Source organism: Peribacillus sp. JNUCC 23, assembly GCF_053653995.1.
This window is the reverse complement of sequence record NZ_JBSJXW010000002.1, coordinates 118,320-133,538: the sequence shown is the minus strand read 5'-3', so window position 1 is coordinate 133,538 and position 15,219 is coordinate 118,320. Positions and strand designations below refer to the sequence as shown.

The 15,219-nt window shown below is 38.1% G+C and carries 11 protein-coding genes and 1 pseudogene; 1 reads left to right on the top strand and 11 read right to left on the bottom strand.

Annotation, left to right across the window (positions count from 1 at the left end):
* From JNUCC23_RS23210 to JNUCC23_RS23180, 7 genes and pseudogenes are all read right to left on the bottom strand, one after another.
* Positions 1-1,967 (bottom strand): annotated as a pseudogene (locus JNUCC23_RS23210) (ATP-binding protein); the annotation flags it as partial.
* A gap of 492 nt (positions 1,968-2,459) precedes the next feature.
* Positions 2,460-2,849 carry a TcpE family conjugal transfer membrane protein gene (locus tag JNUCC23_RS23205; RefSeq protein WP_454216389.1) on the bottom strand — a complete coding sequence of 130 codons (390 nt, stop codon included), beginning with the start codon at positions 2,847-2,849 and terminating at the stop codon, positions 2,460-2,462.
* Positions 2,846-3,076: a TcpD family membrane protein gene (locus tag JNUCC23_RS23200; protein ID WP_062187292.1), complete on the bottom strand. Its 231-nt coding sequence runs from the start codon at positions 3,074-3,076 to the stop codon at positions 2,846-2,848. Before JNUCC23_RS23200 ends, JNUCC23_RS23205 begins: the two co-directional genes overlap by 4 nt.
* Before the next feature lie 6 nt (positions 3,077-3,082).
* Positions 3,083-4,162, bottom strand: coding sequence for a conjugal transfer protein (locus JNUCC23_RS23195; RefSeq protein WP_454216387.1), 1,080 nt, complete (start codon positions 4,160-4,162; stop codon positions 3,083-3,085).
* A complete protein-coding gene (locus JNUCC23_RS23190; protein ID WP_454216394.1) occupies positions 4,149-6,137 on the bottom strand; it encodes a type IV secretion system DNA-binding domain-containing protein in 1,989 nt (662 codons plus the stop codon). The genes JNUCC23_RS23195 and JNUCC23_RS23190 overlap by 14 nt, the downstream gene beginning before the upstream one ends.
* Positions 6,103-6,897: a hypothetical protein gene (locus tag JNUCC23_RS23185; RefSeq protein ID WP_454216385.1), complete on the bottom strand. Its 795-nt coding sequence runs from the start codon at positions 6,895-6,897 to the stop codon at positions 6,103-6,105. The genes JNUCC23_RS23190 and JNUCC23_RS23185 overlap by 35 nt, the downstream gene beginning before the upstream one ends.
* A 1,125-nt stretch (positions 6,898-8,022) precedes the next feature.
* A complete protein-coding gene (locus JNUCC23_RS23180) occupies positions 8,023-9,570 on the bottom strand; it encodes a primase C-terminal domain-containing protein (RefSeq protein ID WP_454216383.1) in 1,548 nt (515 codons plus the stop codon).
* Positions 9,571-10,665: 1,095 nt separating this feature from the next.
* Here JNUCC23_RS23180 and JNUCC23_RS23175 point away from each other — a divergent pair.
* Entirely contained in the window at positions 10,666-12,522 is a 1,857-nt protein-coding gene (locus JNUCC23_RS23175; protein WP_454216381.1) for a helix-turn-helix domain-containing protein, read from the top strand.
* A 476-nt stretch (positions 12,523-12,998) separates the two neighbouring features.
* Here the strand turns inward: JNUCC23_RS23175 and JNUCC23_RS23170 are convergent, their stop codons facing one another.
* The 4 genes from JNUCC23_RS23170 to JNUCC23_RS23155 all read right to left on the bottom strand — a co-directional run bounded on the left by JNUCC23_RS23170 (position 12,999) and on the right by JNUCC23_RS23155 (position 15,077).
* On the bottom strand, positions 12,999-13,550 hold the full coding sequence (locus JNUCC23_RS23170) for a DUF1003 domain-containing protein (RefSeq protein WP_454216379.1): 552 nt from the start codon (positions 13,548-13,550) through the stop codon (positions 12,999-13,001).
* A gap of 329 nt (positions 13,551-13,879) precedes the next feature.
* Entirely contained in the window at positions 13,880-14,062 is a 183-nt protein-coding gene (locus JNUCC23_RS23165; RefSeq protein WP_062187309.1) for a hypothetical protein, read from the bottom strand.
* A 120-nt stretch (positions 14,063-14,182) separates the two neighbouring features.
* Complete coding sequence (locus tag JNUCC23_RS23160) at positions 14,183-14,644, bottom strand: NUDIX domain-containing protein (protein WP_082675266.1); 462 nt, start codon at positions 14,642-14,644, stop codon at positions 14,183-14,185.
* A gap of 145 nt (positions 14,645-14,789) precedes the next feature.
* Complete coding sequence (locus JNUCC23_RS23155; protein WP_454216377.1) at positions 14,790-15,077, bottom strand: hypothetical protein; 288 nt, start codon at positions 15,075-15,077, stop codon at positions 14,790-14,792.
* Between the last annotated feature and the right edge of the window lie 142 nt (positions 15,078-15,219).

Sequence of the window (15,219 nt, the reverse complement as noted above, 5' to 3'; positions counted from 1 at the left end):
ATGAACGCCTCCTCGGTCTCTGCTCTCCCACGATCACTTTCTTTTGTGTTGAAGGCGCTAATCCATTCATCAAACAATACATCTGTCTGAATCTTGGCTGTTCGTCCGTACATATCCTCAACGATACATTGGCCTTCAGAAAGGTTTTTCAGCATATCTCGGTTGGCTTTGTTATCTTCCATCCCAAGAAACTCAATAATATTGCCAGCTTCTTCAGTTGTTTTCGCTTTAAAAGCAAACTTCGTGCCAATATTCTCTTTGATCTGTGGTTTGTTTTATTCATAAGTAGACTGTGTGACGATATAGACCGCTGAGCGCAAGGAACGTCCTGTACGCAATAGTTCATTGATCAATCGATCGCCAGCACCCGTATTCATGAGCATCCATGCTTCTTCAAAGATCGTCATTTTAACAACGGTATCATCCCGTGCGAATTTCGTTGCAAACTTGGCAAGAGGCTGCATCAAAGCAACGGCAATGTGTTCGTCTCGTGTGGCTGCCTTTTCGCCCTCATCTGGAAGATTCAAATTTTGAATCTGTAAAATGTTCACTTGTTCACCAAGACTAATCCCGTCAACATCACCGTCTGAAAACATGAGTTTCGCAACCCCGTTTGTACCGGTTTCATAAAGCAGATCGCCCACATTTTTCACGTCCTGATCGTCGGACGCCTGCAAATAACGAACGACTTTCAATAGCCCAGGTTTTTCTTGCTGCTGAAGTACATGACGAACACCTTTATAAATGGCCGTTTTCACATTCCGTTCGTTCGATTGAAGCTCTGATAAGTATTCAAGAACGCCGACTGCCGCATCTTGCGCCTCTTCCCCTTCAAGGAAGGTAAGGGGATCAAGCTTCCCAGCATCCTTTTTCTCACTTGATAGAGTGATATAGTTGAAACTTTCAATCAACTCTTTAAAGAAGGGAGCTGTACGTTCCATTTCAGGCGTAAGGGCTTGTTTGAATTTCTTTTCGACTTCGTTCTTGGGATCCGTCATAAGGACTTTCGCTCCGAAAAAAACACCATTCAATAGAATATCCTTTAGTAGATAGGATTTCCCCATCCCTGTCGGTCCCGAGATTGTTACATGCGGGGAAGAATATTTAGAACCCTTTAAGCCCAAGTGGGCTAGGAACGGATGGTAAAAAACGAGAGATTGAGAACTTTCAATGCTTTCCCCATCATGCGATATATTTTTTCCGAGATAGAATCCCACAGTATTTCCGATTTTTCGTGTAAGAGAGAAAAGGGATTCAGCAAATGATTCAGGAGTCAAAATTTGTTCCCAATCCTCCGCTACAATTTTGGCTGCTGGTAACGATTGATGGAATAAAAGGAGTTGGTCGGCAAGTGGCTGCACGATTTCAATTTGCTGGTCTTTAAAATCTGATTTGAGCCTTCTGGCTCGCTTTCTGACTTCTTCTTTTGTTTGACCATATACAACAAAATTGATGTGCGTTCTAAGAAGTGGTTTTCCTTGATTTTTAATTTCATTTTCCAGCTCATGCAGAAGCTCACGCCCTGTATTAATTAAGCTATCGTCATCCTCATTCGCTTCAATCAATTGAGCATCTTGATCGCGAAATCGTTTTTTAATGGTATTGGTTTGGTTCTCATCGTCTTTTTTCTTCTTATAGATCGTTCGCATGTTGACCTCTACCGGAAAGTGATAGGACTGAAAAAAGTAAGCCCACTCTTTATGACTTAAATCTACCGGAAATTCCGAAACAGGTAGGAAAGCACACCACGATTCATCATCTAGTTGCCTAATATGGAGATACCCGGCTTTTCCTGGGTCGAGTATACCTTCAGTAAGGCTGTAAACACTGCCGTCACCGTCAGACTGCTCTTGACCTCTGACGAACTGATGACGGATGATATAGCGTAATTCTTTTTCTTTCACCCTGAAAGCACCTAGATAATTATTTAAAGTCGCATAAGCATCTTCCTCGGATTCCTCAAACATACTGGCTGTTAAATCATCAACCTCATGCCCTTCAAAACCAGCAAGCTTCTGCAAATAACGGTTCATACTTTTGAGAGAAGAAGAAAACGTGCTAAGTATATTTTCGTCCAGCTCCCTTTTCTTTAACTTAATGCCTACAAAAAATTTGTATTCTACGACATTTTTAGCTTCTTCACGCAAGATTTCTTTTGCCCGTTCCGCATAATATTTCCCTGTTTCGGCATATTTCCCTTCATACTGTTGTTGCAGACTATCCATACGCTTATCAATATCAACAGGTATTGGAACGATTTTATAGTCAATTTCTTCAAAGGCCGCAAATTGCCAAGCAAGCCTTTGAAGACGGTTAACCAGATGATTTTCAGCTTCCTGCTCATTCACTCCTACCGTGTTTTCATGTAGGCGATAATAAGACCAAGCTTCCATGTCATGCGTGTAGATCACATTGCCTTTGTAAGATTGAATGGGAAATTGTATCATGGTACCACCACCTTATTGGAATCGCTCGTAAGATTGTGCTTTCTTCATCTGTGGCTGATAAACAGGTTTATGGCTGCTATAACTAAAACGCTTATTATACATATATCGAAAGTACCCGATAAAAAAACGGTCAAGTCGTTTACCGTCCAGTTTACTTCTGCAGATCGCTCCGGCAATCATCCACGGCAGCACGGCGTAAAAAGCCAGTTGTAAAGTCGTCGGTAATACCTGATTAATACTCCCTCTGAATAGAAAGAAAACACCGAAAAGAAATAGAGAAACAATGATCTGTCTGATCTCGATACCTTTTGAAAAAACTAAAGATTTTTCATTTTTACCAATTTTCCAAATTTTTAAAGGGTACTTGAAAAATTTTCGGTAGCTGTAGGCTGCTGTCCTCATGAAAGTCCACCGCTTTTTACTTGGTTCCAAATAGCTGTGGCCATACTTTCAAACTCACCCGGATTCGCGACAATCACGTAACAAATGACCGCAAAAATAAAGCTAGAGAAAAACTGACCCCATCGTTGAGAAATAAAAGCTCGTACAATCATGACGACCATAACAATAAACAAGACGGCTGCGACTTGAGCTGAAACATAATCGGTAAGACCTGTAATATCTGGCATATACAATCATCCTCCTATCGTGTGTTTTAATTCTTGAACATAATATTTATTGTTTTGCTTACTCACAACAAGGGTAAACGGGTGTTTGGATTGAAGGCCCGTATTCGCCTCCTGTAAGAGGACAAGCGTCTTCACCATGTATCGCCCTTCTTTCTCTCTATCGTATACCACAAAGTCTTCTAGTCCCTTATACTCGTACAGGTCTTTAAGAGATTCGGGTATTTCCATAAGGTACGACATTTCCTCCATAGAATTCGTCGTATAAGAAGTGAAAAATTGTGTAGCGAACTGCTTAAGATCACTTTCAACCCTTGTATTTTTATAGGCTTGATCGGTTTTATCTGTAATGGCTGTTAATCTTGTAGCACTTGGAATAGCCTGATAGTAAGGCTGCTCAATAACGTTGAAGGAATTTCCGTCTGTTCCAAGCCGAACAACGATCATTTGCTGTTTTTTACCCAGTGATTCTTCAACAATAGTGACCTTCTCTTCTTTCACTACTTCTTCCTGACCTTTATTATTTTTCTTCTTCACCTCTACTTGCTCTTTTTTCTCTACGATTTTAAAAAGTTCATATTCTATACGATACACATAACTGGCTGCTGCTTCCGAAACGTCCTTCACATCATATAAGCTAGCACTCTTCAAAACTCGTTTCCCTTTAAATTCCGAAAGGTTTTCCAACTTTCCAACTTCTAACCCTTCAGCAAGAAAACTTTGAAGTGCTTTTGCTCGTTCTTCTCGCTGTTTTTCATCATTGGATACGTTGATATAGGTGGCAATAAATGTACTGGCGTATTTCTCACCAGCTGGTGAATTGGCAAAACCAACTTCGTTCAGGCTGGCGATTTGCGTTGCTGCTTCATCCTGATATCCATTCACCTTCTCATTCAAAAAGCCTGTTCGAGACCACGATTGAAAAGTGAAAAAAATCACTCCGACTAACACCGCCCAAAATACAAAGCTAAATACTAATCGACCATTAAATCTCGAGGACTTCAGTCGTCGTTCATCTTTTAAGACCTTTTTGCGCCCTCGATCCGCATTGTTCTTAAAACCCTGCTTCAGCCTATCAAGAAACCTCATTGGATTGAATCCCTCCTAATTCAAGTGCATTCCGTACATACACTCGGCGGAAATAGGTATCTCCTGTATCCTCCTCTACCATTTTGCGATTGATGAAGATTTCACCAATTTGCAAGTTTTTAATTTCACTAGGATTCGCCTTAAATCGTTCCACATTACGGACAGTTCCCATGGTTGCTTCATAGCGAATATGCGGATATTTCTTTTCAATCTGCTGCGTAATTTCCCGGTCGGAATACGTACCAAATACTTGGGCGATTCGCTCAGCATCCTTGGATGAATTGACACGGCCAGTGGCGATAATATTGCAGTTAGAAATGATTTGCTCCGTCATGACAGGGTCAATGGCGTCAATATCTGACAACGTTTGAGTAGAAATTATGCATTCAAAACCTGCGGAACGTGATTTATTGACGATATCAACGATTCTGCGATCACCATAAGCTGAAAACTCATCATAGACACCAAAAATCGATTTACGCCCCTGGTCTTGTCTGTAAGCTACCAAACTATTTACGTCCAGAATGATCATTTTTCCAATCTTTTTAATGTAATCGGCATATCGGCTACCAGAAATACTGAAGATCACGACATCGTTGTTATCGGTGATTTTTTGAAGATCAATACCATTCGCACTTTCCACAAATAAATGCCCGAGATCGGATTCTAGCAGCTCTCCTAATTGCATCTTTAATCTTGTCAAACAGCCTTCTACAATCTCTTCCGGAAATTCATCATCTAACACTTTTTTAATACGTTGCATGCCCTCTTCAAGTTTTGTAACAGATCGCTTACGCTTCTTTACAACCACTTTTTTGACGGTTTCCGTCTTTGGCTCTGTCGACAAAAGAAAACCGCTTAAATCGTCATCCAGTGACGTTTGAGACTCCTTTTCAACAAGTACTTCTTCCTCTACTTCCATCTCAAATTCTTCTTCAATTTCTTCCTGGGTGCTGTGTTCCCTAAAAAATTCACTCATGTACTTAAAACTGGTTAGCTTGGCAATCGTCTTGATCTCTCTAGGAACACCTGCTTCATCAATCAGCTTGACCACTAGTTGCAAATAACGGGATGCAATATCGGTGTAATAGGCTCCATCCCCTTCACTTGAAAAACTGAAAAGCGACATCAACTTATCTCTTGTTTCGGTCGGTGTGCCATTCTTGATGGGGTTATACGTGAGTTCATCCATTTCAGAAAACAGATACACTTTCCGGCCATATGCTTCACACAACGCTTTAAATTCAAGCATGGATTTCCTTTCACCCTTGCCATCCATGAAGATAACGGGTTTTTCCTGCTGCAAGGCTGCTTCCATGAGCGAAGCAATGAGTGTGGTCTTTCCTGTACCCGTTCCCCCGGTAGCCAACATGTGATAATTAAGCTCATTTGCACCAATTGCTATACGCTCTTTAAAATCGGTGTACCCGACAAAAACCTCTGTGGATAGCTTATTTCGGTACTGTAGCTGCTTCTTACCTAAATATTTCACGCGATTTTTTCGAAAAGCTTTATACTTCTGCTCTTCTTTTTTCTTTAGCACGTCACCAGATTTAGTAGTCACTCTCTTCTTCCAAAAATACTTGGCGAAGATAAAAAATCCAAACGAGAATAGGAACGCCAATCCTAGTAACACAATGTAGGAAGAACTTGTTGCGGCAATGGCATTTCCTTGATTCAATAATTTTTCAACACCCGCCGACATGTATGGAATATTCAGTTCTGAAATTAATCCAAAATAACTAAGGATACGGCCTGATTGAAATTGCCAAAATAAAATAATCGCTCCAGTCGCAAGTGCTGCGTATGAAATCCAATCTCGTCGAAAGAGGTTAATAATCGCAAAAATCAGCATTCCAAGCATAACCGGCAGAAAGAACAAAAGTCCAATTATCCCGATTAAACCGTAAATCACGAGTTCACCAATCATTAGATCCGTTTCAGTCTGTTTTGGCTCCCCTCGTTTCTCCATCATTGGTTCCACTAGGCAACACCTCTTCCCACCGTTCTTCTAATATGACAGAAGGAACATTGCGTACCGTAATCTTATTAGCATTAATTAATCGCTGTTTTGCCTCAATAATTACATTATGAATTTTTATTTCATTCGCAAAGTAGATCACTTGGTCGTAGGAGTATGGTTGTTCACCCTGGCGCCCGCCAGAAAGTATTTCATCAAACATCTTGAACTTATCATCATAGCGTTTTCGTTCTTTCTTATTCAATTCCAACTCAACCCAGGTCGTGGTGACGTTTCCATTAGCTGGCTTAAAAAAGAAAACTGCATCCGGTATTCGGTCCCGCTTATCATTAAAAGCTTTCAATTTACTAGGATTATTACCTTCCCCAATCATAGAAAAACGAATTTCCCTCTCTGTCCGATACTTAAAGTCAACACCCTGCTTTTCCGATTGAATCTCATAAAATAGGATGAGATCAGTGATGAGAAGATCATGTTGTATAGTATAGATCGTTGCCTTATTCGGAACGGTTACATCGACATTCGTTAATTTTCTGGCGTCAATCGTTCCAAGATAAACCCCAACCTTATGTGCAATGCGTTCATACTTCACATACTTTTTATCTACTAATTTTCGAAGTCTGCGATAAACACGGTGAATATTAGGCTCACGAAATTTCAGCATAATTTGTTTGGCCGTCACCATACCATTCCTCAAAATAAACGATAAATACTCCAAATCTTTCTCTTTTAACGAAGTATACTTTAGCATCATCTAAAACATCATCCTCTACTAACAAATATAAAAACCACTCTCCCTTTTAACAAAACAGAAACGAATTGCGTAAACAATAAATGTAATCAACATCACAATTAAAAGCACAGTTAATTGAAAATTTTTTAACGCCCACATAAGCAAACATTAATGATCCTAAATAAGCTTTTATCCACCCATTCACCGCAATAACCCCACACCTCATTGATGAATAAATATACAAAGAATCTAAACTTATACAAATTTCATTTAGTTACAATACCCCTCCCTAAACATTTATGAAATTATTTTTTCTCTTGATCGTACCCATTCCTTTAACCATGAACTTTATTACTTGAACTTAATTACTGGACCTACATCACTTGAACTTATCTCTTTAACTACCTCTCTACCACTCTCCTCCCTATCTAAAATCTATCCAGTCGCCCCCACTCTCACTTTAGATTACCTCCGCCTTTAGACTAGTAGCAGAAGACCTCGGCTATGTTTACGTAGTATAGGCGAGGTCTTCTGCTGGTTACGGGAATAAACAGGAGGTGATCCACCCTTTGTGTGATTGGGGGCGACTGCTTTTTAAAACCGCAACTCATATAGACATTCATTAACTTCTAAGTTACGTATATTAATCTATATGGTTTACGGTTTTTTAAACTGTATTTCAAGCCTACTAGACGTACATTTGTTTGGCAATACTTGTAAATAAAAATGAATATAAGTTCCCATATTTTAGGATAAAAATCTATCATGAATCACTTACATATACCCATTATCTAAACGTAAGATCATTGGTTCCTCGATAGAATAATAACTTAAAACTCACCCAATCTTATCCAATGAATCTCATTGTTTATTTCTTCATAATTTAAATAAGCAACCAAATAAACCCTATTATGACTTTAAGATCTCCCTCACTAATAAAACCTTAAACATGTATAAAAGGATGCATATAATATGCTAATGCTTCTCGCGCCCACTCTACACAAAATCCAAATAGAAGCCACTCAAAAAATTCTTCCCCAATAAAAAGAAAAACTATCCACTACTCAAGCTAGTAAGAGAAACCATTTTAGTACAGACACCCAAAAGGATACTATAGATATGTAATGGCAGACTGGCTCATTAATTCTAAGAAGTCATTTTATCCGGTGGAGAAGCCCCAGAACGGTATAAAATATCTACTTCATGAGTCAGCAATTCCGTTTCCAATGTGGGGAATTGGAGGGCAACAAATTGATTCGGTTCGGGAAGAAGTTCGGCAAAAGAAAGCTGGGCTTGTAGAATGCTATTCTTACGTAGCATCAGCAAGCTCCTAAATAGCATCGAACGGCTGGCAAGTTTTGTTATAGCCCCGCGGCCACGACCAATCGTAAATTTTTTAAGTTTGCTCGATTGCCTACAAACTTCCTTAAGCGTAGATACAGACATTCCAAAGGTTTTAGCAAGACTACTCAAAGAAGCCTCCAAAAACGGCGTTTCAGGGCTTGTATGTGTATTTAAATAGGCGATGATGTCCTCTTCCCACTCCTCATAATGGGAACGCACTCGCTCTTCACGCGGCTTTTTGAATTTATACCATCCTTCCCTTCCCTTGAATTGAGCTTGTCCATCTGTCCAAAGCTCCAGTAAGTCTTCCACGTAGGAACGCTTTACGCCCTTATATTTGCCTGAATACGCACTTCTTATAATTCGTTCAAATTCCCCTTTCTTTAGTGGTTGATACAAGTTGCTGTTAAATTGATCAAGTTCATCATAAGCTTCCTCCAATGGCCGTTCACTCGCGTAATTGGCAAGTGCAAGCGTCATGAGCGCATTATTGCGGCTGGAGCCAAAATGCCCTTTCTGGATGTGTGTAGCTCGAATAAGCGCCCGATACCAGTCTGAAGACGTTTGGTCGATCGCAGAAGCATTCTTGTTATAAACTACTCGCAAGAAGTTTCTATTTTCCTTCTCTTCATACTGTTTAGACCAGGTTAGCAGTTGGCTTGTGTTGGCAGGCTGGTCATAGAAGTCCAGTACATTGTCTTCCCTTGGGATGCGGTAAAAGCCGAAAGGAACACATCCGGTATCAACCGGCACATAGCTTTTAAGTGCTTTTCGCATATTTTCCGACAGACGCTCGGCAACTCTTAAAGCCTTGTAATCTTGTTTTTTGTGTATATGAAAAGGAGTTTCCAGCACAAAGAAGACCTGGAATCCTCTTGGCGTTTCCAGAAGAAGATTAGGACGAGGCAAGCCCAATTCCTCACATCCTAGATAAAGGGCGTACAGATCCACTTCTTTTGTATCGATATCAAGGCTAATTACATTGATTTGTTTTAGATTCTCACGCTCATGCCCCTTGATGATACGTCTTTTGAAGTCATAGTATGTACCACCTCGATAGGTATTAGGTGTCCAGTGGGTCAGGGTCCCATACTTTTCTTGGAGAGCTTCGTAAGAAGTCACAATATAGCCTTTCCCCTCCATAAGATCAGCCTTACACGGTGATACAAAGACCACGCCTTTACGATGAGGGTTTTCGTTCATAGTATTCTCGTATTCAACCACTCTATTTAAGGGCTGACGGGAGCCCTTTTTTTTATATAGACGCAAGCTACTATGAGTCATAAATTGCATGATTTCAACGATTGAAAGGAGACTTCTTTTGTAATTAGCTGCTATTGGAGTTCCCATGGTACACACCTTCTTCCTCTACTTAAATTACAGACATTTAAAGTTGCAATAAATTGCACCGATTTCCACTTCTTGCATGGAACGTTTTGTTGAATATAGTATATCGAACTCGACTTTTGAAAAAGGGTGCTCTCTAGGAGAAATGCACCAAAAATAAAAAGTCCCTTGGGGCTTAGAGCCCCAAGGGTTTGATTTTTTTTTTTTTTTTTTTTGTTATGCAAGTTCCGCTCACTTTTTGCACCAAAAAAGCCGAAAGTGTACCATTATTGCACACATTGCATATTGAACGTAATCCTAAAAAAGCTTGTCATGATAAGGTTCGTTGACATACATCTTAAAAAAATACTAAACAGGTTCCGCTCATCTCTGAGGGTGAGTGGTGCATTTTTGGTACACAGGTTCCGCTCACTTATAAAATAATGGTGCTCAAATTGGGTACATTTTTTATATGTGATAGAAATAAAATAGTGCTAATATGTATATAAATCAACGTTTTTTCCTCCTACACAGGTTCCGCTCACATGCACACTAAAAATATAATTTTGGTGCATTTTTTTTAAAATTAGTATACAAGTTCCGCTCATTTCGAAATTAATGGAGCATTTTTGCAAACATATTTCGCTTTATCAAATTTACCTTGAATAATTTCAAGTTGGTACTCGCCAAAATCTTAGAGCTGTATTTACAAGTAGTTCAATACACAAAGAGAAGGCTGGTGCATAATAGCTATAAATAGTACACAGGTTTCGCTCACTTTAGAATAATGGTGCGTTTCCCTTAAATCATATAGAAACCATTGAATCTTTTGTTTAGTGGCCTTGAACATTTAATGATTATTTTGACAGGGATATATGTTTACGTATGCTGGCTTCGTAAAACCAGTATGGTTTATGGTGCATATGCACCATTACTTCGAAACCTGTATAGTAAATGGTGCATATTATTCGGAACCTGTGTAGTAAATGGTGCATTTTCTCTTCGAAAACTGCTCCACTCTTGTTATAATGATAAGAATGTGGTGCATTTCAGATAAAAGTAGAGGTTTTAATCTTTTCAGCCATTGGATTTCCTTCATATAGAGAGGGTGGATTTTTTTTGATATATCAGGACATACATGATCATATGATTTTGAACTATGAGTTTCTGAAGATTGCTATTTTCGAAGAAACCAAAATTTTGTTTAAAGATCGTCCTTATATTCTGGCTAAATGGAAACAGGAAGCCTATCGTATGACGGAGGAAGAGGTCAAAAATCAGATTCCGGACTATACAATGAGTCCAAGCTTCCGGGCCTTATTTTCTTTGTTCACTCAAACATTATACTTCGAAAAACTTATCACAAAAGAAATGTTAAAAAAGGCTGTAGAAAACTATCAGGATACAATGAAAGTCATATTAGCCGGACATTTTATAAACGAATTCCCTATGGATGAGATAAAACGAAGCGCGAATGAAGAGAAAATAAGTGAAGCTTTGAGCCGTGAATATATATATTCCAGCATGGACATGGATTATCATTTAATGAGAGACATCGTGACAAAGAAAAAGGACTTTAAAAAAGGAGAGACGGGTCTTTTGGCAACCGAGATTATCGACAATCGTGGAAAGGTCAGAGGATTAGCAGAAATCAGGCCTCCTGAGTCTCATGTGACTGAGCTTGCCTCAGATCAACAGGAAATGTGGTTTGAGCTTATCGAATCTACTATAAACTCATTGGATGAAATGACGGCTGACCTCTTTGATTTAATTACATACTTATGGATGGTGTCTCCGAAGACCAGTGACGGATATATAGAGTTTCATAGTAATGATGCCTTACAGCTTAGGAACCTAAAGAAACGCACAGCACAAGGCAGGGAACTGGATTTTCGTGAGGAAGATCGCTTCAATATCATGAAACGAGTGGCTGCACTTTCAAGCATCTGGGTCTCCCTTGGTAATCAGCAGGTAAAGGTGTTTAACGCCCAAGATATCCAGGACAATGAACTTTATGAATTCAAAGATTTCCAAAGAATGTTCGAAGTTGGAAAAATCCGTGTTGCCTATGATAAAAAAACAGGAGAACCAAAAGGTATATATGCCGTTCAAGTAAAACCGTCCTCTGTTCTTACCCCCTACTTGGATGGACCGAATCGAACACTTGGTTTATTAGATTTAAAGGTTTTTCAATATAGCCATTACACACAGCGCGAACACAAGCGATTGACCCGTTATTTTAATATCCAGTGGAAAATCAGGACCATTAGAAGAACCTTGCAGCAACCCTTTAAGGTATCTACCCTGTTGAAAATAATGGACATATCCAGTCGATATAACGGTGTGCAAAAGAGAGATAAGTTTGAAAACGTATTGGATGAATTGCAGAAAGACAGCGTGATCAGGAGCTGGAACTATACGGAAGAGATGGATGAGGAACAGGTTGGGAAAAAGGGGTGGTTCCAAAGCTATTGGACTAAACTGAGCGTACTTATTCTGCCAACAGACACTGTCGTTAATGAAAATCAGAAAAAATTACTGATTGATTCAAATCGTTTGGTGAATGAAGAAATTATTGAACGGATGAATCAGATAAGTCATGAGAGCTCAATTACAGAAGATCTTATTTACTCACAGAACTTTTCATTAAATGAACTAGCTCCAACACTTGAATTAGAATCCACCGAGGACCCATCCATCGTACCTTCTGGAGAAAGTAGTACAGATAGACATTGGGAACCGGAACAGCAAGTGTTGCATTTCGGACCAGAACATGAAATAGAGCTCTCTCCAGAAACAATGAAAGCCATGATGGACTCCCAAAATATGAGTATCCGACAGACAGCAGAAGAAATTGGTTTTTCCCACTCTACTCTTTCGCGGTACCTAAGAAGAGAAAATAAACGCCAAAACAACAAGAACGATGAGAAAATGCTCAATTGGTTGAAAGAAAAACAACGGCAGCACTCTGACTAATGAAATATGTTAGAGTGTTGCCGATTGTTTATTCCCCTCTTAATCGCAACAAATGTTTTTTGTAAATCAACAAGGAAGTTATTTGATTTTAAAACCTCATACACGCACGCCCCGTTCTGATTTTAAGACTGGGTTAAAATAAAGTTGTTAAATTATTAAAGTAATAATGTACATATTTCAACAATAATGCCGATAATAAATGAACATAGTAAAACTGTTTTCGAAATGCGAAAACAGCAACATAGATTCCTTGCCCGTATCGTTAATGGGTTATTACGCTATGGCATACCCTATTGACCGAACATTCATCCTCACAAATAGTGCAGATTATCCCCCATAGAGTTCAATTAATTGAACAGGCGTACTCGTTTAGACTTGATAGCCACGAATATTATTTTGAAAAAGACTATACAAGTTCCGGTCTCTTAAAATATGACAATCAAAAGGATCTTCGACGTGAAGATCCTTTTTTATAATCAATTTTCTTTTTTTTGTTGTTTTAGTAAGTCTCTAATCTCTGTTAATTGGCTTTCTATATTGTGTAGACGACTTTGCATATCATCAATCTCTTGCTCTGCTTTATAATTAATCGCAAAATCTATCATCGATTCATTTTTATCACGTATAGCTTGACGATTTTGACTCATCATAATAACAGGTGCTTGAAATGCTGCTATAAAGGATAAACATAAGTTCAATAAAATAAACGGTTCCGAGTCAAAATGAAATGCTTGTGTAATTGATAAGCTATTCCAAATCATCCAAACTGCAAGAGTACAACTAAAATAAATGATAAATTTCCAACTGCCTCCAAATTGCGCAATTTTGTCTGCAATTCGATCAGACCACTTTGTTCGTTGCGTGTAATCACTATTCAATTGATGAAGAATTTCTGACTCGTAGCGATCTACAAGACGATCAATACGTGATAAGTTTTCCTGGTTTAAATCAATATCGAACCCTTGGATTTTTTTCGGTTTTTCGATTTGTTTTTTAAAATTCATTTTCTTCCAAATGTTTTGTACCATTTTTCCAACCTCCTCTTTTTTAGAGGAAGCCATGTTTCAAAAGCTTATAGAAGACGGACTCTATTTTTATGTAGTAATCCATCTTGGATATTCAGTTGTATGACTTCCTCTGATGTCGGCAAATTATCCGACTCACCTATACTGGGACTACTCATAAAAATGCTCCACCTCACTTTGTATTTATTATATGATGACTTATCCAATAGGACTATATGATTCTATAAAACAAACAAAATAATGATGTTTTTTCGTTGTATGTATTATTCATAATTAGTTAACATAACCATGCTTATCTGCATGTGAAAAAGGATCTTCAGCCGAGGATCCTTTTACTTTATTAATTCATCCATTCTTTTTTGCATTGAATCTAACTTTTTTTCAATACGATCTAATTGATCTTTTTTCTTTTTTGAAGATCGCGAAAACAAAAATAAGATTGCTATAAACAGTATTGGAATTGCTAAAAAAAATAATTGAAAAATAATATCTCCTATATTTACTCCTATATTCATTATTCTCCTCTTTCAAATCACTTATAAAATTTTCAAAATACCCTTTATTTTACCATTTTTCCACTCAACTGTTGCATAGTAAAAAAATCTAGTCAACATAAGCGATGTTATCGGTAATTCCTACAATCTCTTTTCATATAGCATATTACCTTTTCTATAAGTAAAGAAATGATGCCCTTTTTGATCCAATAAAACTGGTAGGTATTGAGGTACTTTCTCTGGTATGCCAAGATTATTTGGGTTCAGTATCCAATTAATTTCCTTCCAATCTAAAATACCTTCTCTGGTCTTTTGCGGAGTGTTAAGTGTAAAGCTCCTATCCAATTCTCCTAAAAAAACGTGTATCCCGTCTACTATACCTTCTGGAGTCTCCCATGTTATTACTCCTTGAGATATAAAACTATCTAATTGGATGCCTGTTTCTTCCCACACTTCACGAATTGCAGCTTGTTCAGGAGATTCATCATTCTCGATTTTGCCCCCCACTCCGTTCCATACTCCCATAATCGGTGCTTTTTCTCGATTTAACAGAAGTATCTTATTGTTTTGTTTAACAAAGCAAACCGTATATTTGAATTTCATATGTAACATCCTTTCATCAATCTATCTACGATTATCCTACAAGAACTAAACTTTATGTATCTTACATACACTTTTAGTTTACATAAGGTCAATTATAGGTACAGCTAAAAGGATCTTCTGGTCGAAGATCCTTTCAGCTGCTTGTTTAATTAAAGAAATTCTCCTTATCCTGCATCGAACCCTTATTTACCATGACAAACGATATAATAGCAAAAATAATTAAAATGAAAGCGAGAATTCCATAACTTGCCCCTTCGAACCCTCTAATCTTTATAAAACCAATATAAAACAAAATAATAGCAGCTATAACTGTTAAGATTCCTGGTACAATCCTCAAGGATAGGGAAAGGTTTATTTTATTGAACCACCACGTAAGTAACAATATGATTATTCCTGGTACAATAGCCATCAGAAAAGGCCCTAAAATCATCATTTGACTCATCTCCTTTTTGTTATTTTATTATCAATTTTTAAATATGACCGCCTCGTTAGTTTAAGTACAAACTTTAACAGTCTCCATACTAAATTTTAACATAAATATCCAAATAGCTTAAAAATTAGTTTTCTACAATCTG